Annotated in this window: 20 protein-coding genes; 13 read left to right on the top strand and 7 right to left on the bottom strand. The window is 40.2% G+C overall.

Annotated features, from left to right (window positions below):
• The first annotated feature begins 31 nt into the window (after positions 1–31).
• Genes ccoS through P767_RS0106195 form a run of 7 tightly spaced genes read left to right on the top strand, consistent with a single transcriptional unit; the run spans position 32 to position 5,959 of the window.
• Positions 32–190, top strand: a complete 159-nt coding sequence (ccoS, locus tag P767_RS0106215; protein ID WP_026763837.1) for a cbb3-type cytochrome oxidase assembly protein CcoS — start codon at positions 32–34, stop codon at positions 188–190.
• A gap of 6 nt (positions 191–196) precedes the next feature.
• Positions 197–2,332: a cytochrome-c oxidase, cbb3-type subunit I gene (gene ccoN / locus P767_RS0106210; protein ID WP_026763836.1), complete on the top strand. Its 2,136-nt coding sequence runs from the start codon at positions 197–199 to the stop codon at positions 2,330–2,332.
• A gap of 11 nt (positions 2,333–2,343) precedes the next feature.
• Positions 2,344–2,505 carry a CcoQ/FixQ family Cbb3-type cytochrome c oxidase assembly chaperone gene (locus P767_RS18655; protein WP_157611401.1) on the top strand — a complete coding sequence of 54 codons (162 nt, stop codon included), beginning with the start codon at positions 2,344–2,346 and terminating at the stop codon, positions 2,503–2,505.
• Positions 2,506–2,518: 13 nt separating this feature from the next.
• Positions 2,519–3,715: a cbb3-type cytochrome c oxidase N-terminal domain-containing protein gene (locus tag P767_RS17565; protein WP_172637517.1), complete on the top strand. Its 1,197-nt coding sequence runs from the start codon at positions 2,519–2,521 to the stop codon at positions 3,713–3,715.
• A 14-nt stretch (positions 3,716–3,729) separates the two neighbouring features.
• Positions 3,730–4,893 carry a cytochrome c oxidase accessory protein CcoG gene (ccoG, locus tag P767_RS16095; RefSeq protein WP_051417198.1) on the top strand — a complete coding sequence of 388 codons (1,164 nt, stop codon included), beginning with the start codon at positions 3,730–3,732 and terminating at the stop codon, positions 4,891–4,893.
• Positions 4,884–5,246 carry a FixH family protein gene (locus tag P767_RS16090; protein ID WP_037351660.1) on the top strand — a complete coding sequence of 121 codons (363 nt, stop codon included), beginning with the start codon at positions 4,884–4,886 and terminating at the stop codon, positions 5,244–5,246. The genes ccoG and P767_RS16090 overlap by 10 nt, the downstream gene beginning before the upstream one ends.
• 2 nt (positions 5,247–5,248) lie before the next feature.
• Positions 5,249–5,959: a sulfite exporter TauE/SafE family protein gene (locus tag P767_RS0106195; protein WP_037351659.1), complete on the top strand. Its 711-nt coding sequence runs from the start codon at positions 5,249–5,251 to the stop codon at positions 5,957–5,959.
• Position 5,960: 1 nt separating this feature from the next.
• Here the strand turns inward: P767_RS0106195 and P767_RS0106190 are convergent, their stop codons facing one another.
• Together P767_RS0106190 and P767_RS0106185 are read right to left on the bottom strand one after the other, a co-directional pair.
• On the bottom strand, positions 5,961–6,701 hold the full coding sequence (locus P767_RS0106190; RefSeq protein WP_157611399.1) for a GLPGLI family protein: 741 nt from the start codon (positions 6,699–6,701) through the stop codon (positions 5,961–5,963).
• Between the two features lies 1 nt (position 6,702).
• Complete coding sequence (locus P767_RS0106185; RefSeq protein WP_026763833.1) at positions 6,703–9,477, bottom strand: TonB-dependent receptor; 2,775 nt, start codon at positions 9,475–9,477, stop codon at positions 6,703–6,705.
• A 104-nt stretch (positions 9,478–9,581) separates the two neighbouring features.
• On the opposite strand from P767_RS0106185, the gene glgB reads away from it, so the two are divergent.
• Complete coding sequence (glgB, locus tag P767_RS0106180) at positions 9,582–11,585, top strand: 1,4-alpha-glucan branching protein GlgB (RefSeq protein WP_026763832.1); 2,004 nt, start codon at positions 9,582–9,584, stop codon at positions 11,583–11,585.
• 72 nt (positions 11,586–11,657) lie between these two features.
• Positions 11,658–12,296 (top strand): head GIN domain-containing protein, encoded by a 639-nt coding sequence (locus tag P767_RS0106175; protein WP_172637516.1) that lies wholly within the window; start codon positions 11,658–11,660, stop codon positions 12,294–12,296.
• 40 nt (positions 12,297–12,336) lie between these two features.
• On the opposite strand, the gene P767_RS0106170 is transcribed toward P767_RS0106175, so the two are convergent.
• The gene (locus P767_RS0106170; RefSeq protein ID WP_026763830.1) at positions 12,337–13,500 is read right to left on the bottom strand and encodes a sensor histidine kinase; all 1,164 of its coding nucleotides are present in this window, start codon (positions 13,498–13,500) and stop codon (positions 12,337–12,339) included.
• 150 nt (positions 13,501–13,650) lie between these two features.
• The gene (locus P767_RS16085) at positions 13,651–14,616 is read right to left on the bottom strand and encodes a hypothetical protein (protein ID WP_037351658.1); all 966 of its coding nucleotides are present in this window, start codon (positions 14,614–14,616) and stop codon (positions 13,651–13,653) included.
• Between the two features lie 140 nt (positions 14,617–14,756).
• On the opposite strand from P767_RS16085, the gene holA reads away from it, so the two are divergent.
• Complete coding sequence (holA, locus tag P767_RS0106155; RefSeq protein WP_026763829.1) at positions 14,757–15,758, top strand: DNA polymerase III subunit delta; 1,002 nt, start codon at positions 14,757–14,759, stop codon at positions 15,756–15,758.
• 62 nt (positions 15,759–15,820) lie between these two features.
• Here the strand turns inward: holA and P767_RS0106150 are convergent, their stop codons facing one another.
• Positions 15,821–16,750: a bifunctional riboflavin kinase/FAD synthetase gene (locus P767_RS0106150; protein ID WP_037352372.1), complete on the bottom strand. Its 930-nt coding sequence runs from the start codon at positions 16,748–16,750 to the stop codon at positions 15,821–15,823.
• 100 nt (positions 16,751–16,850) lie between these two features.
• On the opposite strand from P767_RS0106150, the gene P767_RS0106145 reads away from it, so the two are divergent.
• Together P767_RS0106145 and P767_RS0106140 are read left to right on the top strand one after the other, a co-directional pair.
• Entirely contained in the window at positions 16,851–18,032 is a 1,182-nt protein-coding gene (locus tag P767_RS0106145) for an AIR synthase related protein (protein ID WP_026763827.1), read from the top strand.
• Positions 18,033–18,084: 52 nt separating this feature from the next.
• Positions 18,085–18,777 carry a cell division ATP-binding protein FtsE gene (locus P767_RS0106140; protein WP_026763826.1) on the top strand — a complete coding sequence of 231 codons (693 nt, stop codon included), beginning with the start codon at positions 18,085–18,087 and terminating at the stop codon, positions 18,775–18,777.
• Positions 18,778–18,806: 29 nt separating this feature from the next.
• Here the strand turns inward: P767_RS0106140 and P767_RS16080 are convergent, their stop codons facing one another.
• Positions 18,807–19,934: a glycosyltransferase family 4 protein gene (locus tag P767_RS16080; protein WP_037351657.1), complete on the bottom strand. Its 1,128-nt coding sequence runs from the start codon at positions 19,932–19,934 to the stop codon at positions 18,807–18,809.
• Between the two features lies 1 nt (position 19,935).
• Positions 19,936–21,144, bottom strand: coding sequence for a glycosyltransferase (locus P767_RS0106130; RefSeq protein ID WP_084799844.1), 1,209 nt, complete (start codon positions 21,142–21,144; stop codon positions 19,936–19,938).
• Positions 21,145–21,409: 265 nt separating this feature from the next.
• Here P767_RS0106130 and smc point away from each other — a divergent pair, with 265 nt between their 5' ends.
• Positions 21,410–24,928, top strand: coding sequence for a chromosome segregation protein SMC (gene smc / locus P767_RS0106120; protein ID WP_026763824.1), 3,519 nt, complete (start codon positions 21,410–21,412; stop codon positions 24,926–24,928).
• The last annotated feature ends 32 nt before the right edge of the window (positions 24,929–24,960 follow it).

Below are 24,960 nucleotides of genomic sequence, written 5' to 3'. Positions count from 1 at the left end.
CCTCCCACGACTCGATAACTTCGTATAATGTATGCTATACGTAATGTTATTAATTATCAGTTTACTGGTGGCAACCGGATTTTTGGTTGCTTTTATCTGGGGTTCAAAAACAGGACAATTCGACGATTCATTTACACCCGCTAATAAAATATTTTTTGATCAAACCCATCAACCAACAGAGAATAAATAAACAACCATGCAGTTAGAAAAATTCACTTACGACAATTCCATCGTCCGGAAATTTGCTTTTGCCACTGTACTGTGGGCATTAGTAGGGATGCTGGTAGGGGTAATCATTGCGTTTCAGCTTGCTTACCCGGCACTTAATTTTGGTATTTCATTAACCAGTTTTGGTAGATTAAGACCGCTTCACACGAATGCAGTGATTTTTGCGTTCGTAGGTAATGGTATTTACACAGGGGTATATTATATGATGCCTCGTTTGTTAAAAACCAGTATGTGGAGCAAAGCACTTGGCAATCTGCATTTCTGGAGCTGGCAGTTAATCATTGTTGCCGCTGCTGTTACTTTGCCATTGGGTTTAACCCAGGGTAAGGAATATGCAGAATTAATCTGGCCCATTGATATTGCCATTACCCTGGTATGGGTAATTTTTGGTATTAACATGTTTGCTACCATCCTAACCAGAAGAGAGCGTCATTTATATGTAGCCATCTGGTTCATTATTGGTACCTGGGTTACAGTAGCACTGTTGCATATTGTTAACTCATTCGCATTGCCAACATCATTAACACATAGTTATAGCTGGTATGCAGGTGTTCAGGATGCACTGGTTCAGTGGTGGTATGGACACAATGCCGTGGCATTTTTCCTTACAACCCCAATGTTGGGTATCATGTATTATTTTATTCCTAAAGCAGCCGGAAGACCAGTTTATTCCTACAAATGGAGTATCATTCACTTCTGGGCTTTGATTTTCATTTATATCTGGGCTGGTCCTCACCACTTGTTATATACCGCTTTACCTGATTGGGCGCAGTCCTTGGGAGTTGTATTTAGTGTGATGCTGATTCTACCCAGCTGGGGAGGTATGTTGAATGGTATTTTCACCTTAAGAGGTGCCTGGGATAAAGTAAAAGAAGATCCCATTTTAAAAATGTTTGTGGTGGCACTTACCTGTTATGGTATGAGCACTTTTGAAGGCCCGATGTTGTCTTTGAAAAATGTAAATGGATTTGCACACTATACCGACTGGATTGTTGCTCACGTTCACGTAGGAGCTTTGGGCTGGAACGGATTCCTGATTTTTGGTATGTTGTATTGGTTAGTTCCGCGTTTATACAATACCAAATTGTATTCCGTTAAAATGGCCAATACCCATTTCTTAATTGGTACCGTAGGTATATTATTATACGCCATTCCTATGTACTGGGCTGCCGTTTCTCAGGCCTTGATGTGGAAACAGTTTACTCCGGAAGGTCAGTTGAAATTCCAGTTCCTTGAAACCGTTACCCGTATTATTCCTATGTATATTGTTAGAGGTATTGGTGGAACCATTTATTTAACCGGAGCTGTATTGCTTGTGATTAATTTAATTAAAACAGCTAAAGCCGGATCATTCATTGCTGAAGAAACCAGTGAAGCACCTGCTTTGTCTTCACAACCATTACCTGCAGGAAAAGCATACTGGCATTCTATCATTGAAAGAAGACCTGTACAAATGCTTGTAATGAGCTTAATTGTGGTATCTGTAGGGGGTGCTATTGAAATTATCCCAACCTTTATTGTGAAGGAGAATGTGCCTACTATCAGTACGGTTAAGCCTTATACTCCACTTGAATTACAGGGTAGGGATATCTATATCAGAGAAGGATGTTATACCTGTCACTCACAAATGGTTCGTCCTTTCAGAGATGAAGTAGCCCGTTATGGTGATTATTCCAAAGCCGGTGAATCTGTATACGACCATCCATTCCAGTGGGGTAGTAAGCGTACCGGTCCGGATTTGGCCCGCCTGGCAAATAAATATCCTAATAGCTGGCATTATCGTCATATGAATGATCCTGAAGAAATTTCTCAGGGATCTATCATGCCTCCTTATCCATGGTTACTGGATAACGATTTAGATATCAGCACTACTCCAGGAAAAATAAGAGCGATGCAAACACTTGGCGTTCCTTATCCTGAAGGCTACGATCAGAAAGCGAACAACGATTTAAAAATGCAGGCTGATGAAATTGCTGCAGATTTAAAGGCAAATAATATCAAGGCTCAGAGTGGAAAAGAAATCATAGCATTGATTGCTTATTTACAAAGACTGGGTGCCGATCTGAAAAAAGCGCCTGAAGCAGAAATTAAAAGCTTACACTAAAATTCATTTGTATGAAATTTAAAAATTATGTAACAACCATCGATAACGTGAATATTTATCCAATGATATCATTGGTCATATTTACTCTATTCTTTGCTGTTGTTACCTGGTATGTTTTTTCTGCTAATAAAGAAAAAATGGAAAAGAATAGTCAAATACCCATCAATGACTAATAAAAATAATTTTATGTTTACCACTATCACATATAATAAAAATTACAAAGCCGCCTTTCAGAGAATGTTGCTGCTTTTGCTGGCCAGTCTGGCTGCGAATATCATTTGGGCACAGGATGCTGCAGAAGCTGCGGCGCCTGCTGCACCCAAAGAAGTTTTTTATGATTCAACCGTTGCTTATGTTTTATTAACCGTTATTGGTTTACTGGCCATCGTGATTTATATGTTGGGCAATGTATTTGTACTTGCCATTAAAAATAAGATGGATCAGCAGAAGCAATCAGGGGCAGGAAAAGCTGCGGCATTAACTGCAGTAATGTTATTGGTGTCTGCCGGTTCATTGTTTGCACAAGCTAAAAATGTACCTGCCGGAACACCTACTGTAGTTTCTGAAACCATTGTTCAGCTACTGGCATTTATTGTTGCCATTGAAATGATCATCATTATTTATTTTGCCAATGGTATTCGTACCTTTTTGAAAAAAGATGCATTGAAAATGGCCGCTGCTGCCGGAGAGCCTGTAGTAGAGAAAGAGAAAGTTTCCTGGTTCGATCGTTTGTACAATCGCAATACAGAAGAAGATGTGGCCCGTTTGGATTTGGGTCATGATTACGATGGAATTAAAGAACTGGACAATGAAGTGCCGGTTTGGTGGAAGTGGGGATTTGCTATCAGCATTATATTCGGTGCGGTGTATTTATACAACTATCATATCGCTGGAACCAAACCATTGCAACAACAGGAACTGGCCTTGGATTTGGAAAAAGCGGCCACAGAACAGGCTGCTTATCTGGAGAAGTCTGCGAACAATGTGGATGAAAATACCGTGAAAATGTTGGGTGCTGATGATATAGCAAAAGGTAAGGAATTGTATATTAAACCAGGCGCTTGTGCAACCTGTCATGCAGAAAACGGAAGTGGTATCGTGAATGGCGCACCTGGTATTGGTCCTAATTTAACAGATGATTACTGGTTGCATAAAGGAGACATTAAAGGGATTTTCTATAGCATTAAATATGGCTGGCCTGAGAAAGGTATGAAGAGCTGGAAGGATGACTATTCTCCTGTTCAGATTGCTCAAATTGCGAGTTATGTAAAATCTTTACAGGGAACCAATCCTCAGCCAGCCAAGGAGAAGCAGGGAGAATTGTTTGTAGAACAAGGCGCTGCGGCTCCTGCTGATTCTACATCTGCCCCTGCAATGAAGTAAAATAAAGATAGATTATGAGTGAGCCGAACCAACCAGATTTTCGAAGTTTACACTCAACGGTAAACAGTAAAGGAAAAAGAAACTGGATTTATGCCTTGCAACCCAAGGGGAAATTTTACCGCTATAGAACTTATTTGAGTTATGTATATGTGATTTTATTTTTCACCATGCCTTTTATGCGCATTGATGGAAACCCCTTATTTCAGTTTAATATTCCTCAGGGAGAATTTACTTTTTTCGGCTCACTCTTTACACCACAGGATTTTATCATGTTTGGTCTGGGCATGATTATTTTCATTTTATTTGTAGTCATTTTCACCTTGATTTACGGCCGATTCTTCTGTGGATGGGTTTGTCCACAAACCATATTCATGGAAATGATTTTCCGCAAAATTGAATACCTGATTGAAGGTGACGGGAATAAGCAGAAAATAAATAATGGCAAGAAATGGACTACTGAATTGTACATCAGAAAGACCATTAAGCATATTGTATTTTTATTACTGAGTTTCACCATTTCCAATACCTTTCTGGCTTATATAGTTGGAACTGAACAGCTATTTAAAATTATTTCTGACCCCGTATCTGAACATATTGGCGGCTTTATTGCCATTGTGTTTTTCACGCTGGTTTTTTATTCTGTGTATGCATTTGTGCGTGAAATTGTTTGTACGGTCATTTGCCCTTACGGCAGACTGCAAGGCGTTTTACTCGACAAGAATTCGATTGTTGTTGCCTATGACTATTTAAGAGGGGAGCCAAGGAATAAAAAGAAAGCTACTGAAGGAGCAGGGGACTGTATTGATTGCGGCATGTGTGTGAATGTTTGTCCTACCAATATTGATATTCGAAATGGTACTCAGCTGGAGTGTATCAATTGCACGGCCTGTATAGATGCCTGCAATATGATGATGAAGAAAGTAAACAGGCCTGAAAATCTGATAACTTATGCTTCTGAAAACCAGATTGCATCCGGCAAGAAATTTGAATTCACCTATCGTATCAAAGCTTATTCAGGTGTATTGGCAGTATTGATGGTTTTACTTGGGGTATTAATTGTAACCCGAACCACTTTTGATGCAACAATTTTACGTGTACCGGGGCAGGGGATGCAGGAAAACCATTTGGTGCCGGAGTGGCATTTATACTATTTCTTGTATGGAAAACCATGCAGGTAGATATTGAAATGGTGGAGTCTAATTATTATGAAAAGGAAATGGCATTCAACGGAAAGTTACAAGCTACCGCCAATGCCAATGCATTAAAGCAAAAAATCTCCATTAATAAAAAGGAAGGTCAGGTTTTTCTGACCATCGATTCAACGTTAACAACCGCCATCACCAATGCGGAAATCCATTTTTACAATCCGGCTTCCGAGAAGTCAGATAAAAAATGGCCTTTAGCTGCATCCGGCAACGGAGTTTATATTTTTCCGGTTTCTTCATTTAACAAAGGAAAATATATTGCTAAGATCAGTTTTACCAGTGCGGGTATTAATTACTACGCTGAAGAAGTGATCTTTATTCCTTAATTATGGAAGTCCTTTTATTTTCAGGATTTATTTTAGGTTTCGCAGGAAGTGTGCATTGTGTTGGTATGTGCGGACCTTTAGCCCTATCCTTGCCCTTTCAGCAATTTACTGGTTGGCAAAAAGCACTTGCAATAGGAGGGTATCATTTCGGAAGAATTAGCAGTTATATGCTCATTGGGATTATAGCTGGTGTTTTCGGGAGAGGCCTGAATTGGTTCGGACTTACCCAGATTCTTTCTATTGTATTGGGTTCTTTTATTGTGTTGTCTGTATTGTTGCCCCGGCTGTTTACTAAACTTGATTTACCCTTTCTGAATGGTTTCAAGCAGTGGCAAATCACCACTATGCAATCCATCTTGCAAAAAAGGTCAGCACCTACCATGTATATCTTTGGTGTACTCAATGGATTCTTACCCTGTGGCCTTGTTTACACCGCAATGGCTGCTTCTCTGGTAGCTCATACCATTACAGAGTCAGTATTGTTCATGGGTAGTTTTGGATTAGGTACTGTTCCCGCTATGCTATTACTGGTGCTTGCCGCACAATCTTTATCTGGTGAATTCCGTCAGCAAATGCGAAAACTCATTCCGGTGCTATCCTTAATCATTGGAATACTATTAATTCTTCGCGGTTTGAACCTGGATATCCCATTTGTGAGTCCTTATTTACATAAAGCTATACATGGTGCGGATGCCATTGAATGTGGACACTAATTTACAATTGGGCAACCCACATTTTTCTGGCTCCTTCCTTTCCCCAGTCTTTTAATGCTTTAGATAGTTCTGTGGTTAGTTGTGTTCTACCTATTTGTTTTCCCTTTTGTTTTACATTGAGTTCATTTGCTGTTGGTGTTACCAATTCCAGTTTGGTTGCAAACCAGGTGGTATTCAATCTGGGTACAGCTAATCCCAGTATCATTCCCGGGAGGCCACCAAAGCTTTCCGGACCTGCACTTACCGGAATTTGATCGGTGTAAAACGCAACTACATAAACCGAATCACAAATTTTGGTAACGGCTTTTCTACATTCAAAGCCTGCAATTTCTCTGGTTTCTTCCGCTATTTTCCATTCCCAGGTACGGCTGCTGTCTTTGATTAAATAAGTATTTTCAAATACTTCTTTTTGACTAATGGAAATACCTTTTTTTAAATCCTGAACACTCACATCGGTGTCAACAGGTTTAGTACCCCACATATACTTGTTATTGGGATTTTCCTTTGCTAATTTATAAACTGATTTGTCTGTAGTAAACTTGAGTTCGTAAACATCAGATACAAATTTGGGTATCTGTTTGAGCATTTCAGCAGTCCACATATTTTCTCCTTCATCTAAAATGGGCGCATGCTGGTTGACTCTTTTTTCAAATTCAATTCTTCCTGACTGAATAAATTGAACCTGAGCACATAAATACGTGCTAAAAAATAAAAATATACAAATGATGTTGATCTTTTTCATATTAAAATCCTTCATTAGGTTTACCATTTTTACTGAAATTCCAGATTAAAGAAAATAAGAAATAGCGTTGAATGGTTTGATTGGTTGTTTCTGTAATAAAATTGCTGGATGCATTTCGATTGATGCCTAAGTTTTGATTTAGAAGATCGTTTACAGAGGCTTTAATTTCCCATTGATCATTTTTGGAAATTACCTTTCTAACAGAAGCATTCAAAATATACACATCTCTCTGATCAGCAAATACAGCAGTCTTCTGGTAAATATTGGCATTTAAATCGAAGTCGATATAAGTCTTTATTTTTTTTAACTTAAACTGCATATTGGCGTATGCATTATAAGACCAGAATTTAGTGCTAACATCCGGACGAATGGAAGTAGTGGAATTATTGTGTATTGCACTTCCGTATGCATAAAAATTAATCCATTTATCTCCCCAGTACCCAATATTTAAACTGAAATCAGTGGCTCTGTTTTTAGTTATATTATCAATTCCATTAACCCTATTGGCAAATTGGTTGATTCTGGGACTAATATCTACCCCGATATTCAGAGAAGGAATTATCTCGAATCCATATCCAACCCTTCCACTCAAACTGTAATTTCCGGCTACGTTTATTGCCTGGTTAATTCTTCTACCCTGGTTATCTACAAAACTTGAATTGGAAATGGCATTTTCAGTTTTAGAGAAGTTGATGTTAAAGCTGATTCTTCTGCTTTTTAATACTTTATAGTCAGAACCTCCCAGGTTAAATTGGTGCACAAAGGATTGCTTTAAGTTCGGGTTACCAATAGTTAAGTTTAGCGGGTCTATATTATCAATAATCGGTTGTATTTGTGCAAGAGAAGGATTTCTTGTTGTACCGTTATAAGAAAAATTAAATCTTCTTTGTTGTTTCGGAGTAAAATTAAATGTTACTGCAGGAATAAAATTGTTGAAAATTACATTGCGGTCCGTTTTTTTAACAATGTCATTCAGTCGGTAATTAACTGTTCCTAAACCAGTACCGATAGAAAAATTAAATTTCTTTACATTGTAACGAAGGTTTACACTTCCACTATGACCGGTTGTGTTGAAGATGAAATGATTACTTAAAGTATCTACCAAATTCTCATACTTATTGTTTGCTGCGTTTTTTGCAAAGGTATTCCGCTCTGCATCGTTTCTACTTACACTCAGTTTGTAATTCAATACCAGAAAAGTATTTTTCCAAAGTGGTTCTGTATAGTTGATGGTAGAATTAATAGTAGTAGCAATTTGTTTATTGGTCTTTTGTTGGTCAACATTATCTCTTCTTACCATATTACCCAAAGCATCATAAAAGATATTGTCTGCTGTTAAAAATCCATCATCTGCTCTGTCATTGTAGTTTATTTCATTGTTCCAAGAAATAGTACGGCCCATTTTTTTGAATCTTTTGCGATAAAAAATGGTTGAGTTCATGGTTTTGTTTTCATCTACCGTAGATGTAGCCCGATTACTCTGGTTTAATAAAATACTATCGCTATTGATGGTACGACCAAAATAGGTTGAACTGGTGTTGCTATTAACAATGGATCCTCTCGCAGTAATTTTTAAGGAACTGGTAGAATCTATCTGCCACTCATAAGTGCTGGTTAGTTTATTTCTTTTTCTGCTGCTGGCTTGATTTTGAACACTGGTACTTATTAAGTCGGCTCCTGGTAGGATGTTCTGAGTTTTATTGGTATTCACGCCTCTCACATCCAATTGATTGTATTGGTAAGTATTATTAGAATTGTGTTTGTCTTTATTCCATTTATTACTAAAATGCAACCCACCCGTTACCGAATTTGGGAAACCTGTTCCCCAGCTAAATTCATCACCAGAGCTCCACATCATAATGCCGCCATCGTCAGTCATTTCAGTGGTCATATTTGAATTCCCTCCGTAGTTCTGGTTTTCATTCCAATTGAGGGATTCAAATTTGGTATTGTCGGTAGTTAAGTATCCTGAAATTTTTCTTTTACCCTTGAATGAATTGGCTAATAATTTTCCATATCCATATTTATCAAAATCACCACCAGCTTCGGCTTTGCCAAAATACCCTTTCTTCTTGTCTTCTTTCAAAGTAAGGTTCAGGGTTTTAATTTTCTGTCCGTCATCAATACCTGTAAACACTGCCTGATCACTTTTTTTATCGAAGGACTGCACTTTGTCAACTGCATCGGCTCTAAGATTTTTGGTAACAACGGCAGGGTCATCGCTGAAGAACTCTTCACCATCCACCAGCACTTTTTGCACTCTTTCTCCCTGAGCGGTAATTTCCCCTTTGCTGTTTACCTGAATGCCAGGCATTTTGCGTAAAAGCTCCTGTACATCGGCATTGGCGCTTACTTTGAAACTGTCTGCTTTGTATTCTGTTGTGTCTCCTTTAACTCGAATGGAACCGATGGTTTGCCGAACAATTACTTCCTGCAACAGTGTGGCTTTGGTGATAACGGGTACTTTGCCTAAGTCGGTTGTGGATCCCCCCGTAACAGAAATTACATCCACGTAATCGGCATAAGCAGGGTAAGAGACCATTACAATGTATTTGCCGGCTGAGAGGTCAGGCAAATTAAATTGTCCCTCTTTGGTTGTGCGTGTATACTTTACCAATACAGAATCTTTGGCCCTTAATACGGCAACCACAGCATTGGTTAAGTTTTGTTTGTTCAGGGTATCAGTTACCGTTCCTTTGACTGATCCGGTTTCCTGAGAAAACCCGTTGGAGATGGCAGCAAATAAAAAGATTGCTACCAATGTTAGTTTGGTCATAAATGCAGTTAATTCGTCTTTAGATGAATTTTGTTGTAAATTCCATAAAACTTATGACAGAAATTTTCCATTCATCATATATTTCTGTTAAATAATTTTATCATATGTCTGATTCAACAAAATCGAATAAAAGAGCAGCCCCTAATACAAAAGTTGCAAAGGAAGCCCAGAAGAAATTTGAAGAGACGCATTTTGTTGATACGCAACAAGCAGTATGGAACTATTCTTTGTTTTCAGAAGCAGATGTCCGGAATTTTCAGAACGGGACGCATTACCAGCTCTATAAGTTCTTTGGTAACAAACAGTTAGAAGTGCTGGGTGTGCTGGGAACTTATTTTGCCGTGTGGGCGCCGAATGCCACTTTTATTTCTGTGACCGGCTATTTTAATAACTGGGATAAAACCAGTCATCCGTTAAAAGTAAGACTGGATAATTCGGGTATCTGGGAAGGATTTATTCCAGGCATTCAGGCAGGGGAAGCTTACAAGTATCATATACATGGTTTCAATGGAATCAAATTAGACAAAGGAGACCCTTTTGCGCATTTCTGGGAGAAAAGACCTTTTACTGCTTCTATTACCTGGCAAACGGATTATGAATGGAAGGACCAGGAATGGATGAAGCATCGCAAAAAACACAATTCACTCAAGAGTCCTTACAGTGTTTATGAAGTGCACCTGGCCAGCTGGATGCGGCCGGATAAACACGACGAGGAATCTTACAATACCTACCAACAGATTGCAGAAAGACTGGTGCCTTATGTAAAAGATATGGGTTTTACGCATGTTGAGTTTATGCCTGTAATGGAACACCCCTTTGATGGAAGCTGGGGCTACCAGGGAACAGGCTATTTTGCGCCCACTTCACGATTTGGATCCCCGCAGGGATATGCGTATTTAGTAGATGCTTTTCATCAGGCAGGTATTGGGGTAATTTTAGATTGGGTGCCTTCGCACTTTCCCTATGATGCGCATGGTTTATTTATGTTCGATGGAACGCATACTTATGAGTATGCAGATATGCGAAAAGGCTATCATCCGGATTGGAACTCTTATATATTTAATTACAAGCGCGGAGAAGTAAAATCATTTTTAATTAGTAGTGCCCGATTCTGGTGCGATTGTTTTCATACAGATGGATTAAGAGTAGACGCAGTGAGTTCCATGCTGCGACTGGATTATAGCCGCAGTGAAGGTCAGTGGGAGCCGAATGAATACGGTGGTAACGGCAACCTTGAAGCGATTGCTTTTATTAAAGATCTGAATGAAACCCTTTACAGGGACTTTCCGGATATTCAGACAATTGCAGAAGAAGCAACCGACTGGCCCAAAATCAGTAAGCCAACTTTTGAAGGTGGGCTTGGCTTTGGTATGAAGTGGATGATGGGATGGATGCACGATACCCTGGACTATTTTAAAATGGATCCTATTTTCCGCCAGTTTCATCAGGATAAATTTTCGTTCAGCATGATGTATTTCTATGATGAGAATTTCATGCTACCGCTGAGTCATGATGAAGTAGTACATGGCAAGAGTCCGATGATTTATAAAATGCCTGGCGACGAGTGGCAGAAGTTTGCCAATCTCCGCATCCTCTATACGTATATGTTTACGCATCCGGGAGCCAAATTGTTGTTCATGGGAAATGAATTTGGTTCTACCAATGAATGGAATTATAAATCGGAATTGCAATGGGAATTGCTGCAGCATGTAAGCCATGGCGGTATGAAATATTGTGTGCAGCAATTGAATCAATTGTACAAATCAGAACCCGCATTGTATGAAAAGCAATTTGAACCAGGTGGTTTTGAATGGGTGGATCTGAACCACCGCAGTGATTCGGTGATGGTATACAAGCGAAAGGGTAAAAAAGAAAAAGACGATGTGCTGGTGATACTGAATGTTACACCTGTGGTTCGCCACGATTGGGAGATTTATGTGCACGGCAAGGGAAAGTGGACCGAAATATTCAATAGCGATAGCAAGGAATTCTGGGGAACGGGCGACGTGTTTAATCCCTCCATACAAAGCAAACTGGTAGACAAGCCTTCCAAATGTTATCAACTGAAAGTGCATCTACCGGCATTAGGAGCGGTTGTATTGCGTTAAGGAATGATGAACGGTAGTAACTTTTTTTCAGGGCGTCCGTTTCATAGAAAAATCGTTTATGAAAAAATACTATTGTTATTGTCCATCTCTGTGATGGGTTTGGCCGTAATGGCACAAAAAACTGTGAATGAACCCCATGTTGAAAAAAGAAGTATAAAGTCTTTTCACGCTGTTGATGTTTCTTCTGGCATCAAATTAATTTTAACTCAGGGCGATAAAGAAGAGCTGGCGGTTGCGGCAGGCGATCCTGCTTATCTTGAATACATAGAAACCACTGTAAAGGATGGGGTGCTGAAAATTACCCGTAATCAGGATTGGCAATTCTGGAAACAATGGAAAAACTGGAAAGTAACTGTGTATTTGTCTTTCAAAGATTTGGATAAAATTAATGCCAATAGTGGTGCGCTGGTTTCCGGAAGCAATCTGGAACTTAATAAATTATCAGTAAGAATGAGCAGTGGAGCGCTAGCTGAACTATCAGGCAAAGCGGATGATATAAGTGTGGATGCCAGCAGCGGCGCCATGTTCAAAGGCTATGATTTGTCTGCTAAAACCTGTGATGCAGAGAGCTCCAGTGGCGGCTCTGTACAGGTGCAAGTGTCCAAGGAAATTATTGCCCGTGCCAGCAGTGGAGGGTCTATCCGATACAAAGGCGAAGGTAATATCAGAGATATTAAAGTAGGTAGCGGAGGATCGGTAAGGCGCTTGTAGTTTTCGTTTAAACGGGAATCAGCTGCACTGAAAATTAAATTTATCGCAATAAAGGGAGCTGTATGCAGAATACAGTTCCCTTATTTAGTTCACTGGATTGTACAAATAAGTCTCCCTTGTGGTATTGTTCAATGATGCGTTTGCTCAAAGACAAACCAATTCCCCAGCCTCTTTTTTTAGTGGTGAAACCCGGTTGAAAAACTTTTTTCCATTGGTTATGCGGAATGCCTTTGCCACTGTCTTTTACACAAATCTCTAATTGCCAGTTGTCCTGTTTCATGTCAATTTCAATGCTGCCTTTTCCATCCATTGCATCCAGTGCATTTTTGAGTAAATTTTCAATGACCCAATCAAATAAAGTAGGGGAGAGCAGACATTCTGTGTTAACAGCATTGCCTCCGTTCAGCTGAAACTGCACCTGATCACTACTTCTTTTTTTCATATAGTCCATTACCAATTGTACTCTTTCATAAGGGTTGCACAATTCTGTTTTTGGGGTGCTGCCTATTTTGCCAAAGCGATCTGTAATGAGTTGTAAGCGATTCACATCTTTGGCTATTTCTGCTGCAATGGATTTGCTGTCTTCTTTTTCTTTTAATATTTCCAGCCATCCTTCCAGGCTACTAACAGGTGTACCCAATTGATGTGCCGTTTCCTTGGCCATGGATGCCCATAATTGATTTTGTCCGCTTTTGTGACGGGTGCGTAATGAATAAATAACAATCCATACGAACATTATCACCAGCATCAACTGAACAATCGGATACCATTGGGCTTCTCTGTATAGTTTACTCTGACCGTAATAGTAACGGATGCTGGTACTATCTTCTGCCTTCAGTTTTACTTCTATGGGCGATTTGTTATAGCGTTTAAAAACAGCCAGTTGTTTTTGTAAATACTGAGGGTCTTCTTTAACTGCAGTGGAATCAAGGTTTACATAGTTGCCGGTGGGCTTGTCTTTGTCGTCGGTTTCAATAATGGGAATAGTAGTGTTTTCCGTAATGATTTTAGCGGCAAGATTAAGTGATACCGTATCGGTTGCATTAAGGATGGTCCTCTCGGCTTCTACCCATGCTTCCACCGCCAGGCGTTCTTTACCAGCTATTTGCTGGGCAATGTATTGAGAATACACAATAGTTCCGCTAACAATGGCAATGGCCATCATAAAGAGCACATTGGTAAAGTTGAAACCCCTCTTAAACATGCTACTAAAATAAGCTTTTGGTTGGGTTATAGCTTTCTTGGGTTAAAAATGGTAAGACTTTGCGGGACCTGACTTGTCTTAAAAAAGAAACCGCCCCAAATTGTGGGGCGGCTCTTTCACGATTGCTTGCTAAACTAACTAACTGTAGGATTAACTAAATAATCCACCTTTCTTCAAGGTTTTAATACCCTGACCTATTTTAAATCCGTTATTATAAATTTCAATTTTGTAGTCTCCTTCTTTGTAAGCATCTTTTTGCTTCCAGTCAAAACTTACCGGGATGGCTTTGTTCTGCTCGTAGTTTACAGATACTTTATTGGTATAAGGACGGCTTCCTTCTTCTCTTGTATTGAAATTTGTGCCCTCTGTAATTATTTTTCCATCAGGAGCGGTAACCACTACATAAAATTCTTTGGTACCGGAAGGAGTGATTCTGTTTTCATCAATTACAAAAGAAATTCTGATTAAATCAGCACGTTTTGCAGTGGTGGTTTCTTTTTCCTTGCCTGAGTTTTTAATGTTAATTGCATTAATACCAATATTGGACGCGTGTAAAGTAGAAGCTACGTCTACTTTATCTTCCAGTTGTTTCTTTTCGGTCTTGGTTGTATTAAGGGTAGACTCCAAGTTCTGCTTATCAGCGGTTAACTGGGTTTTCTCTGTATTCAATTGCTCGTTGGCATTGGTTAACTGAAGGTTTTCACCTTTTAGTTTTTCAATTTCTGCAAACAGACCGTCAATCTTTCCGTTTAATTCTCCAATCAATTGCTTGGCTTCTGCTAATTCCTTTTCAGTTGCATTGCGCATCTTTAAAATGGAACTGATATTGCCTTTCAACTTCTGGATATCTGCATTTCTATCAGCCAAATCACCCTGTAATTCAAGGTTATCCTTGGTTAGGGAATCTGCTTTTGCAGAAACATTCATGAATTCCTGCTGAATAGCCAATCTTGCACTGTCTACATTGCTGATTTTGGTTTCCAACCCTTGAATGGTATCCTGAGTCTGGCTTTTATCGTAGAAAATATAGCCCCAGGTTAATACCAAAGCGGCAATTAATATACCATAAATGGTCTTGCGGTTATCTGGCGCGGCGCCATTGTTTACTGTACTCATAGTTTCGATTTTTTAATGATTGATTGCTTCTCGACTCCTATTTTCCAAAACCGTGCCAAAATAAAAAAAGCCTTGAAAATTGTGTACAAAAAAGCCTTTTGGACTATGGAAAATCCTTTGGGGTTCAGCATCTTTGCGCCATGTCTGCTGAGAAAATTTTATCGGATTGGAAAAAGAGCAGCTTTAAGCCTGTTTATTGGCTGGAAGGTGAAGAAGCTTATTTTATTGATGTATTGGTGGATTATGCTGAGAAAAAATTGCTTTCTCCGGCTGAAGCAGAATTCAATCTGAGTGTTTTTTACGGAAAAGATGCCGATTGGGCTGAGGTCGTGAATGCCTGCAAGCGCTATCCCATGTTTGGAGATAAGCAGGTGGTTATTCTGAAAGAGGCGCAGCAGATGAAAGACCTGGAAAAACTTATCGGTTATATTGAGCAACCGCTGGCTTCAACCATTTTTGTGGTGAGCCACAAGGAAAAGAAAGTGGATGGTAGGGGGAAACTGGCCACTGCTTTAAAAAAGACAAAAGCAGAAGTACTTACCACCAAAAAACTATATGATAACCAGCTACCGGATTGGGCAGGTCAGATGATAAAAAATCATGGACTCACTATTACACCTAAGGCATTGGCCATGCTGGTAGACCATATTGGTAACGATTTAAGCAGAATTGAAAATGAAATTGAAAAGCTCATGCTCAATATGGGCACGCGCAAATCCATCGTTGAAGAAGACGTGGAGAATTTTATCGGCGTAAGCAAGGAATTCAATGCTTTTGAATTGCAGGCAGCTGTGGCGCAGAAAGACCTGGCCAAATCCATTCGCATCATTCAATACTTTGAATCGAATCCTAAAGCGGGGCCTATTCAATTGATATTGCCCTCCATCTATAATTTCTTTAGTAAGCTATACGTGCTCTTGTCTTTGCCGGATAAGAATGAGACCGCTGCTGCGGCGGCGTTGGGTGTTTCTCCATTTTTTGTAAAAGACTATTACGCCGCCGCGCGCAAGTATGATTATGCAGCAGTGGAAAAAGTGCTTTTACTATTGCACGAATACAATTTGCGCAGCCTGGGTGTACACAATGGTTCCGCCAATGACGCGGGTCTCATGAAAGAACTGGTAGTAAAAATAATGGCCTAAGTTCGAACCCGCGCTCCGCGCGACTTCTCAGTCTCTGTGTTTAAATAGTTTCGTTTACATTATTATGCAAAAAATTCCATCGCCTGGTTTCTGTCCGCATTCAACTGGGCTTTTAATTCCTCCAGCCCATTGAATTTCACTTCGCCACGAAGGAATTTTTCAATACGGATGATGAGTTGATTTCCGTAGATATCTCTGTTGAAATTGAAAATATTTACTTCAATCACGCGTTTCTTTCCGTCTACTGTTGGCCTTACACCAATATTCATCATGCCCACAAAAGACTCCTGACCCAGCTGAATTTTCACCGCATACACGCCATTGGCAGGGATCAGTTTTTCTTCACTGCTGATATGTAGATTGGCTGTTGGGAAGCCAATGGTTCTGCCGATTTTATTTCCTTCTACCACCAAACCCTCAAAGAAATAAGCATAGCCTAGGAAATGATTGGCGGTATCAATATCGTTGTTTAATAAAGCTTCTCTGATGCGGGTAGAACTAATCACTACCTGGTTCAGCATTTCCTCTGAAATCTCTTTCACTTCAAATCCCAGTTCGCGGCCATATTTTTCCAGCAAGTGATAATCCCCCGTTCTGCCTTTTCCAAAACGATGATCGTAACCAATAATAATTACGCTGGGTTTGAAATAGTGGTATAAAAAGTTTTGTACATAGTCATCCGCTGATTGATTGGAAAACTGATGATCAAAAGGAATTACTACCAGGTTGTCAATACCCGCCTGCTCTAATAAAGCGGTCTTTTCCTCAAGGGTATTGATTAGCTTTATGTCTCCGGGAACAGAAGAAACAATTTTGCGCGGATGCGGATGGAAAGTAATAATAACGGTCTCTCCATTCACACGGGCTGCTTCCGATTTCATTTGTTGCAAAATCTGCTGGTGTCCCTGATGAACCCCGTCAAATGTGCCAATGGTAATCACCGCGTTCCTGAACGCGGGCAAGTCGTTTGCCAATTCACGATATACCTTCATAATCGGCGCAAAAGTACGGAGTCCCTGCCAAAGTTCCTGCCGGTAAGATACCTCGTTTTTGTACCTTTGCACCCATTCCATACTTTCAAAACATCCATTCATGTCTTTATACGCACAAAGAGGGGTTTCTGCACAAAAAGAAGAAGTGCATCAGGCCATTCAGAAATTAGACCAGGGTTTATATGCCCATGCATTCTGTAAGATCTATCCCGACTTTTTGTGTAACGACCCTGCCTGGGTTAATATCATGCATGCGGATGGGGCAGGTACCAAGAGTATTCTGGCTTATTTATACTGGAAAGAAACCGGAGATATTAGTGTATGGAAAGGAATAGCTCAGGATGCGGTAGCCATGAATCTCGACGATTTGTTATGCGTTGGAGTAACTGATCAGTTGTTGTTTTCCAGTACCATCGACAGAAATAAAATGCTGATCAATGGGGATGTGCTGGAAGCCATTATCAATGGTACACAGGAATTTTTTAATACCCTGAAAGAATATGGCGTAAACATTCATTACCTCGGTGGTGAAACCGCTGATGTAGGTGATGTAGTCAGAACAGTTGCCGTGAACGGTACCATGACTTCCCGCTGGCCCAAGGATAAACTGATTACGAACGATAAAATTCAGGAGGGTGATGTAATTGTGGGTTTTGCCAGTGCGGGTAAAGCACACTATGAAACAGAATACAATAGCGGATTGGGAAGCAATGGATTAACCAGTGCCCGTCATGATGTATTGGATAAAATGTATGCCCGCCAATATCCGGAAACCTTTGAACCCAAACTCCAGGATAAGGTGGTGTACATCGGTAAGAATAAAATGACCGATATAGTAAATGTGAAAGGAGAAAAAATTCCGGTTGGCAAATTATTATTGTCGCCCACCAGAACCTATGCGCCTTTGATGAAAAAAATACTGGATCTGCATTTCAGCGATATTCACGGTGCCATTCATTGCAGCGGCGGAGGTCAAACCAAATGCATGAAATACCTGCACAAGCCATTGCATATTGTTAAGGATAACCTGTTTGATCCTCCACCGATTTTCAAAATCATTCAGGAGAACTCAGGTGCCGACAACAAAGAAATGTATCAGGTTTTCAATATGGGGCACCGCCTGGAAATCTTTACCAATGAAACAACCGCTGCATCCCTGATTGCCATTGCTGCAGAACTGGGAATAGAAGCGCAGATTGTGGGCAGGGTAGAAGCTTCACAGAACGGAAAATCTTCCTTAACCCTCAAGGGAGGTTTTGGGGAAGTCTTTTATCAATATTAACCTTTAATTGAGGCGTCAGCACTTATATTTGTAACACTATTTAATGCATACTATGTCTGAAACCGTTGTCTCTTTAAAGCATGTGAATATTTATCAGGGCAGCAGCCTGATTTTACAGGATGTAAACTTTACCATCAACAAAGGTGAGTTTGTTTACTTAGTAGGTAAAACAGGAACGGGCAAGAGTAGTTTGTTAAAAACCTTATACGGTGAGCTTACATTAACCGAAGGGGAAGCATCTGTGGTTGGTTTTGATTTAAGAGGAATGGACTGGAAAAAAGTTCCCTTCCTGAGAAGAAACCTCGGCGTAGTGTTTCAGGATTTTCAATTGCTCACAGACAGAAATGTACACGAGAATCTGAAATTCGTTTTGAAAGCAACCGGCTGGAAAGACGAAAGATTAATTGAAGAAAAAATCAACGACGTTTTAGATAAAGTGGGCTTAAAAAGTAAAGGCTTTAAAATGCCTTTTGAAATGAGTGGTGGCGAACAACAAAGGGTTGAAATTGCCCGCGCCCTGCTTAACTCCCCTAAACTCATTTTGGCGGATGAACCTACTGGTAATCTGGATCCGGAAACCAGTGATGAAATTATGCAGTTGCTTTTCCAGATTGCCCGCGACTATGGTACATCTGTGGTAATGGCAACACACGATTTTATTGTGATCAACCGCTATCCCAGCAGAATGCTGAAAACCGAAAACGGGAAAGTTGCAGATAGCGCAGCGCAAATGGCGGCACACTAACCTAAGGTGAAACAATCAATTGTAATTTCTTATTTTCCCCAAATCCAGCCAACTTGTTTTTTGGCATTGGCGGTATTATTGAATCGGGGAACCAGCCATTTATTTCTTAATCTGATTTCCTCTTCCGAGAAAGGCTGGTGATAGAGCTGCATAATAATTTCCTTAAAAGCATTGGCTGTTGTGCCTGTATGGCAAAGTGGTTCCAATCCGGAATCTGCAATCATTGCTTCGTTCACCACTACATGCCTTCCATTGAAAAGTGCATTCAGCAATTTGAATTTCATCCCCGTGCTTATATAAGCCGGTAGTACATTGATATGGGCTTTGGCAATCATATCCTGCATCTCCTTTTCTGAAGGGTTGGCAACCAAGCAGGAGAATCTACTGGAATAAGCCAGTTTCTTTAGTTTTTCGGAGGGATTTTTACCGGCGATTACTAGCGGGATCTCTAAATTTTTAAATACTTTTTCCAGCAACCAGGTCGCTGCTTTTTCATTCGCTTCAACACTCAGGTCCCCGTGGTATAAGCAATAAGAGCCAATGCCCTCTGGTGCGGTTAATTCCCAGTTGGGAATATACAGGGGTAGTTCTTCTATATTCTTACAGCCAAACTCACTCCTATATACATTGTTATCCGCCTCCTTTACACCCCAGAAAGTAGCCCTGCCCGCCAGATCGGCTTCGTATTTTTTCAATAACCTCGATTCATTCCAGTAATAGGCTTTCTTTAAAGGTGAACTGGCATTTTTATATAAATCCTGGTAATAACGGTATTCTACATTGTGCAACCTCACAAAACAATCCCTGTTTTTGAATCGGGAATCATGCAGTAAATAAGTACAATGCACCCCCTCCATGAAAATGGGATAATTGTCCTGTAGCAAATTCTGATACAGGCTTTCATTAATCCGGCTACTCACGATATAAGGCAGGGTGCTTGAAAAACCCTTATGACCCTGAACGCGGGGGTAATAATGTACCGATTCACAGTAGGAATTGAGTGCTGTTTGCTGACCCCGGCCGTATTCAAAACAATGTAAATGAACTTTTATGCCTTCTTTCTGAAAAGCCGGGAGTTTATAAAAAACGTCACAGGCACCCCCGTAATCGGCAGGGTAAGGAACATCAAAGGCGATAATATGTAAGTGCTTTTCCAAATTATAAACTCCTGTAAAATGCCAGTAACCGCTCCGACTCTTTTTCCCAATTCAGGTTTTTGGTGGCTTCGGGGCAGACCAGCTTTAAACTGTTATACAAAACAGTATCGGAGAGTAAATTGTTCATTGCATTGCTCAGTGTATCTTTTTCAATGTCATTGATTAACAAGGCAAAAGGATATTGTTGGCCTATTTCAGCATAAGCAGGATAATTTACACAGACCTGTGGAATGCCTGCTGCCATATAATCGAAAAAGCGGTTGGCCAGAGAGTAATATTGATTCACCCCATCCGGTTCAAAAATAGTAATTCCAAAATGAGCAAGGGGGGTCAGTTGTTTTAGCTCAGCAGGGGGAATGGGGGGATGCAGAAAAACCTTTTCAGACAGGTTGTACTGATCAATCAAATGCTCAACTTCCTCCTGAAAGTTACCAGTACCCACAATAAGGAGGGGAGCATTTACCTTTTGCATGGCCGGAATCAGGTTTTCAAATCCCCTACCATGGTTAACAGCTCCCTGATATATAATAAATTTATCTTTGACTTGATTATTAATGAGTTGATTTAGTTTATCTGAATTAAATATAGATGCTTTTTTACCCACTTCCTGTTCATGTTCTGCCAAAACGGCGGGCATTTTCCCTAGCTGATCCTTAGCTGAAAGACCGGAAATAGAGACGGAAGGGAGGTTTCTGATTACTTCATATTTAATTTGAAGTCGTTGATAAAACAGGTCAGATAGGTCCTGATTCACCGTGTATCCTCTCCTGAAATGGGGCAAACTGATCCGTTCAATGGTTCTCCAGATGGCCGAAATGATGGGTCGGGTTCTGACTTCCTTCATTTCAGTAAAGAATTCATGGGCATCGTATACCCTTTTCTTTCTTCTGATGGCAGTTGCAGCCAGTACAGGTAAGACTGTATCCAGATCAATTGCACATGCAATATCATATGATAACCAACATAATATAATATATAATCTAATATTAAATTCTATATAAAATAGAGGGCCTTTCAGAAAAAGGCACCTGATTAATTTCTGCTGATAGGGGATTCCATAGAATGGGGGGATTGGAATAGCTTTATTTTCTGATCGCTTTACACCAATAATGGTGACTGCATATCCATTGGCAGCAAGCGAACTGCAGATTCTTTGCATTCGCTGGTCGTAGCAAATTTCATTCGTTACCGTAAAGACGATGGATGGCATAAAACAAATATAGGTCCGGATATTTATTCACGGTTTTTGGTGGATAACTTCCTGTAAAATCTGAATCCATATATGCAATATTTTATTGCAATAAATTATTATAAATAATTGATTAATAGTTATTTAAATTAATTTAATTAAAGCAGTTTCCTTGTATGAATGTTTGAAGCTGTTTTTCTTCTTCACTTATTATTCACAATGGGCTTTCCCCTATATAAATTCTACTGCTTTTAACTTATGTTCGCAAGTACTAAATAGTGATAACGTGAGATTAAAATCATTAGAAATCAAGGGGTTTAAAAGTTTTGCTGATAAAACGGTGGTGAGCTTCGATGAAGGTATTACCGGTATTATCGGACCAAACGGATGTGGTAAAAGCAATATCATCGATAGTATTCGTTGGGTAATTGGAGAGCAAAAGATTTCTGCCCTAAGAAGTGAAAACCTGGAAGCCCTGGTTTTCAATGGTAGTAAAACCAGAAGCGCGAGTGGTCTGGCTGAAGTGAGTCTGACTTTTGAAAATACCAAGAACCTGTTACCAACTGAATTCAGTACAGTAACGGTTACCAGAAGATTTTATAAAAATGGGGAAAGTGAGTATCGGCTAAACGATGTTACTTGTCGTTTGAAAGATATCCATAATCTGTTTTTGGATACAGGGGTTAGTACAGACAGCTATGCCATCATTGAACTGGGAATGGTAGATGATATCATCAAGGACAAGGACAATAGCCGTAGAAGAATGCTGGAGCAGGCTGCCGGAATTACCATTTACAAAACCCGTAAAAAAGAAGCCAAGAATAAACTGGATGCGACCGAACAGGATTTAGCCCGTATTGAGGACTTGCTTTTTGAGATTAATAACCAGCTTAAAACTTTGGAAAGCCAGGCAAAAAAGGCAGAGAAGTTTTATGAAATAAAAAAGGAATACAAAGAGGTTGCCGTTGAATTGGCCAAAGCTGCTTTGGAAGGCTTCAATATCTCATACAGGGAATTAACAGAACAACAGGAACTGGAGCTCGACAAAAAAATGCAGCTGGAAGCAGAAATTGCAACCGATGAAGCGGCCATTGAGCAGGAGAAAGTGGCATTCATAAGCCAGGAACGTGCGTTACAAAGCATGCAACACGGGTTTAATGAATTGCAGCAAAACCTTCGTTCTACCGAAAACGATAAAAACCTGGCCAGCCAGAAATTACAATACCTGAGAGAAAAGGAGAATAACCTGAAAGACTTTTTGGAAAAAGCGGAAGGTCAGTTGAAAACCATCGGAGATTCCATTGAGTATTCTCAAATGCAGGTTGGAGAAGAAGAAGCCAATTTAAAAGGCCTTCAGGAAAGAGTAGAGGAAGCCAAAATGGAAGTGGAGAGCAAGCGTCAGATTTTTGACGAAAAACGCTCCGGAGTCGATGCCGTGAGAAACCAGTACCAGCAATTCCAGCGTAATCAGTTTGATGCAGAGAAGAAAGTGGCGGTGGCAGATACTTCTATTCAGAACCTTCAGCGTATGCAGTTGCAGTTGAATGAAGAGAAGAACAATCGTTTGCAACAATTGTCTCAATTGCAGGCAGAATGTGCGGAGAAGGAAGAAGCATTGGAGATGAAAAGGGTAGACCTGGTTCAGTTGCAGGAGCAACATGAGAAAACCAAGGAGCAGATTTTTGAAACCCAGCAACAACTGGAAGTACTGCGTTCTGAACTGGCCGACGAAAACAGAAAGCTGGATGCCAAGCGCAATGAATATAACTTATTGAAGAGCCTGATTGATTCCATGGAAGGCTATCCGGAGAGCATCAAGTTTCTTCACAAGAACAACGACTGGAACCACAATGCCCCCATTTTATCTGATATCATTTATGTAAAGGAAGAATATCGTGCCGCGGTTGAAAATGTGCTGGAACCATATTTGAACTACTATGTGGTGAATAACCTGGAAGAAGGATTGAAAGCCGTTCACTTACTGGATGATAACAAAAAGGGGAAAGCCAATTTCTTCCTATTGGATCAGTTTGCCAATTACCAGCAACAGACCCATCAACCCGCCCAGACCATCAAGGCGCTGGACGTTATTGAAGTAGACGATCAGTATTACAAACTGGCTGAATACCTTTTAGGCAATGTTTATATTGGTGAAAACGACGAAGCCATCCGCAATTCCAACGGGGCTGTGGTGTTGGAGAAAACGGGTAAATACGTAAAAGGAAAATTCACTCTTACCGGCGGAAGTGTTGGATTATTTGAGGGTAAAAAAATCGGGCGTGCCAAGAACCTGGAGAAACTGGCCGAAGAAATTCAGGATCAGGAATCGGTGGTAAGTTTATTGAAAGCCGATATTCAGGCCAAGCACAATGAAGTGATTACTTTCAGCGATCAGCTGAAAGAGCATGCCATTAAAGCGACCGAGCAGGAAATTAACCAATTGAATAACCAGGTTTTTGCTGCTAAAAATAAAATGGAGAATCTGCAGGCTGCCCAGCAAAACGGCGAACAGCGTCTGGCAGATATTGATAACCGTTTGCAGGATGAGCAAGATGCCATTGCAGAAACCAGAGAGTTATTGGCTGAATTAAATATTCAGTTACAAGACACGGCAGAACAAATGCGCAATCTGGAGCTGGACTATCAGGAATCAGAACAGGCTTATCATTTTGCATCGGGTCAGTTTAACGAAACCAACCTTCAGTTAACCCGCCAGCAGAGTAAATTAACAACCATTAAGCAGGAATTAATTTTCAAGGAAAATCAATTGAACGATTTACATGTTCAAATTAAAACCAATACGGCTCAATTGGCTGAAGCGGAACAGGCGATTGTAGATGGTGTGGCTTCTTTGCAGGAAGTAGAAGAGCTATTGCTTGAATTGATGCGCAAGAAAGAAGAAGAAGAATTAAAACTGAATGAAGCTGATCAGGCTTATTATAATTTCAGAAATGCCTTGCAGGAAAAAGAAAGTGAGTTGCGTCTGAAAGTGAAGAGCAAGGAAATGATTGACCACCTGGTGAATGAATTGAAAGACAAGCTGAATGAATTGAAATTACAGCTGGCTGGAATGAAGGAGCGCTTGCATGTAGAATTCAAGATTGAACTGGACGAGATCCTTGATCAACCCAGAACTTCTGATACCCCATTGGAAGAATTGCAGGCAGCATCGGACAGAATGCGCAAGCGTATGGACAATATGGGTGAAGTGAACCCAACTGCTATTGAAGCCTATACGGAGATGAAGAAGCGGTACGATTTCATTTTAGAACAGAAAAATGACCTGGTAACTGCTAAGGAAAGCTTATTGCAGACCATCCTTGAAGTAGAGGAAACTGCCAATCAATTGTTCCTGGATACCTTTAATAAAGTAAGAGAGAACTTCCAGAAAGTCTTTAAAGCTTTGTTTACCGAAGAAGACACCGCAGATATGCTGATGGTGAATCCGGATAACCTGGCGGATACAGGCATTGAAATTGTGGCCAAGCCTAAGGGCAAACGTCCAAGTTCTATTACCCAGTTAAGCGGGGGAGAGAAAACCCTTACTGCTACTGCACTGTTATTTGCTATTTATCTGATTAAACCAGCTCCGTTCTGTATTCTGGACGAGGTGGATGCACCCTTGGATGATGCGAACGTAGGTAAGTTTACACAGATGATTAAGAAGTTCAGTGATAACTCTCAGTTTATTATTGTTACCCACAATAAGCAAACCATGGGAGCCGTAGACGTTATTTATGGCGTAACCATGCAGGAGCCGGGTGTAAGTAAGCTGGTACCAGTAGATTTCAGGAGCCTGAACTAATATTTAATAGATTACCTTTGCGCCTCCATTTT

This window comes from Sediminibacterium salmoneum NBRC 103935 (assembly GCF_000511175.1).
In the GTDB taxonomy this organism is placed as follows: domain Bacteria; phylum Bacteroidota; class Bacteroidia; order Chitinophagales; family Chitinophagaceae; genus Sediminibacterium; species Sediminibacterium salmoneum.
This window is presented reverse-complemented; position numbering and strand designations above follow the sequence as displayed.

Coding starts and splice junctions, on each gene's coding strand:
- P767_RS0106130 (WP_084799844.1), bottom strand. CDS start 21,144: ATGCCATCCATCGTCTTTACGGTAACGAATGAAATTTGCTACGACCAG.
- P767_RS16090 (WP_037351660.1), top strand. CDS start 4,884: ATGCAGGTAGATATTGAAATGGTGGAGTCTAATTATTATGAAAAGGAA.
- ccoN (WP_026763836.1), top strand. CDS start 197: ATGCAGTTAGAAAAATTCACTTACGACAATTCCATCGTCCGGAAATTT.
- P767_RS0106185 (WP_026763833.1), bottom strand. CDS start 9,477: ATGACCAAACTAACATTGGTAGCAATCTTTTTATTTGCTGCCATCTCC.
- P767_RS0106190 (WP_157611399.1), bottom strand. CDS start 6,701: ATGAAAAAGATCAACATCATTTGTATATTTTTATTTTTTAGCACGTAT.
- P767_RS0106140 (WP_026763826.1), top strand. CDS start 18,085: ATGTCTGAAACCGTTGTCTCTTTAAAGCATGTGAATATTTATCAGGGC.
- P767_RS0106150 (WP_037352372.1), bottom strand. CDS start 16,750: ATGAAGGTATATCGTGAATTGGCAAACGACTTGCCCGCGTTCAGGAAC.
- glgB (WP_026763832.1), top strand. CDS start 9,582: ATGTCTGATTCAACAAAATCGAATAAAAGAGCAGCCCCTAATACAAAA.
- P767_RS0106195 (WP_037351659.1), top strand. CDS start 5,249: ATGGAAGTCCTTTTATTTTCAGGATTTATTTTAGGTTTCGCAGGAAGT.
- P767_RS16085 (WP_037351658.1), bottom strand. CDS start 14,616: ATGAGTACAGTAAACAATGGCGCCGCGCCAGATAACCGCAAGACCATT.
- P767_RS17565 (WP_172637517.1), top strand. CDS start 2,519: ATGTTTACCACTATCACATATAATAAAAATTACAAAGCCGCCTTTCAG.
- ccoG (WP_051417198.1), top strand. CDS start 3,730: ATGAGTGAGCCGAACCAACCAGATTTTCGAAGTTTACACTCAACGGTA.
- P767_RS0106145 (WP_026763827.1), top strand. CDS start 16,851: ATGTCTTTATACGCACAAAGAGGGGTTTCTGCACAAAAAGAAGAAGTG.
- P767_RS0106170 (WP_026763830.1), bottom strand. CDS start 13,500: ATGTTTAAGAGGGGTTTCAACTTTACCAATGTGCTCTTTATGATGGCC.
- ccoS (WP_026763837.1), top strand. CDS start 32: ATGCTATACGTAATGTTATTAATTATCAGTTTACTGGTGGCAACCGGA.
- holA (WP_026763829.1), top strand. CDS start 14,757: ATGTCTGCTGAGAAAATTTTATCGGATTGGAAAAAGAGCAGCTTTAAG.
- P767_RS18655 (WP_157611401.1), top strand. CDS start 2,344: ATGAAATTTAAAAATTATGTAACAACCATCGATAACGTGAATATTTAT.